The 1,597-nt window shown below is 71.1% G+C and carries 1 protein-coding gene and 1 pseudogene; both read left to right on the top strand.

The features are described 5' to 3' along the window. Positions 1-1,467, top strand: a 1,467-nt coding sequence (locus AB4Y86_RS18600; RefSeq protein ID WP_441403616.1) for an ATP-dependent DNA helicase RecG, incomplete at its 5' end; no start/stop codon positions are given. 45 nt (positions 1,468-1,512) lie between these two features. Continuing rightward, a pseudogene (locus tag AB4Y86_RS18595) lies at positions 1,513-1,597 on the top strand (16S rRNA (guanine(966)-N(2))-methyltransferase RsmD); the annotation flags it as partial.

Here is a 1,597-nt window from a genome sequence, read left to right as displayed (position 1 = left end):
GTCAGCAGGCCGTCGGCGGCGGGGCGGCTGCTGACCGCCTATGACCGTCAGCTGCCCTTCACGCTGACCGCCGGCCAGAGCGCCGTCGGCAAGACCCTCGCCGAGGAACTGGCGCTGGATTCGCCGATGAACCGGCTGCTGCAGGGCGAGGTGGGCTCCGGCAAGACAATCGTGGCGCTGCGCGCCATGCTGCAGGTGGTCGACGCCGGCGGGCAGGCCGCACTGCTGGCTCCCACCGAGGTCCTCGCGGCCCAGCACTTCGACTCGATCCGGCGGACCCTCGGACCGCTTTCCCGCGACGGGCTGCTGGGCGGCCTCGGCCCGGACTCGGTCCAGGTGACCCTGCTGACCGGGTCCATGTCTACCGCCGCCCGGAAACAGGCCATGCTGGATGCGGCCTCCGGGACCGCCGGGATCGTGATCGGCACCCACGCCCTGCTCAGCGAGAACGTCTCCTTCTACGACCTTGGGCTGATTGTGGTCGACGAACAGCACCGCTTCGGCGTCGAGCAGCGGGACGTCCTGCGGTCCAAGGCCAGCAAGCCGCCGCACCTGCTGGTCATGACGGCGACGCCGATCCCGCGGACCGTGGCCATGACGGTGTTCGGCGACCTGGAGACCTCGGTGCTGGACGAACTGCCGGCCGGCCGCGCGCCGATTTCCACCCATGTGGTGGGCCTGGCCGAACACCCGGCCTGGGCGACCCGGATCTGGTCCCGCTCCCGCGAAGAGATCGACGCCGGCCACCAGGTCTACGTGGTCTGCCCCAAGATCGGCACCGACGACGACGGCGACTTCAGTCCCGGCGAGGCGGAGCCCACCGACGCGGACCTGGCCGAGAACGGCGCCCGGGAGCTCGCCTCGGTGACCGGCGTCGTCGAACAGCTGCGGGACGTGCCGGCGCTGGCCGGCATCAGCGTGGCACCGCTGCACGGCAGGCAGGATCCGGCCCTGAAGTCGGACACCATGGCCTCGTTCACCGCCAACCGCACCCAGCTGCTGGTCTCCACCACCGTGATCGAAGTCGGGGTGGACGTGCACAACGCCACCCTCATGGTGATCCTGGACGCGGACCGTTTCGGTATTTCCCAGCTCCACCAGCTCCGCGGCCGGGTGGGCCGCGGCGGGCTGCCCGGAACCTGCCTGCTGGTCACCAGCCTGGAACCGGGACACCCCAGCCGGCGCCGGCTCGACGCGGTGGCGGCCACCACCGACGGCTTCGAACTCTCGCAGGAGGACCTCAAACTCCGCCGCGAAGGCGATATCCTGGGCGCCTCCCAGTCCGGCGGCCGCTCCACCCTGAAGCTGCTGCGGGTCCTGGAACACGAAGACCTGATCGCGCGCGCCCGGCAGGACGCCCAGGCGATCGTGGCCGCGGACCCCGGGCTGGACCGCCACACCGTGCTCGCCGCGGCCATTGACGACTACCTCAACCCTGAAAAGGAGGCGTTCCTTGAACGCGGTTAGGAACGCAGTCAGAACACGCGGCGGAGCCGTCCGGGAGCTGCAACCATGAGCAGGATCATCGCCGGCGCCGCCGGCGGCACCCCGCTGGCCAGCGTCCCCGGATCCTTGACCCGGCCCACCACGGACCGGG

The sequence above is a fragment of the Arthrobacter sp. 2YAF22_2 genome (assembly GCF_052114645.1).
Taxonomy (GTDB): Bacteria; Actinomycetota; Actinomycetes; order Actinomycetales; family Micrococcaceae; genus Arthrobacter.
The sequence above is the reverse complement of the archived record's forward strand: the minus strand, read 5'-3'. Positions and strand labels throughout refer to the sequence as shown.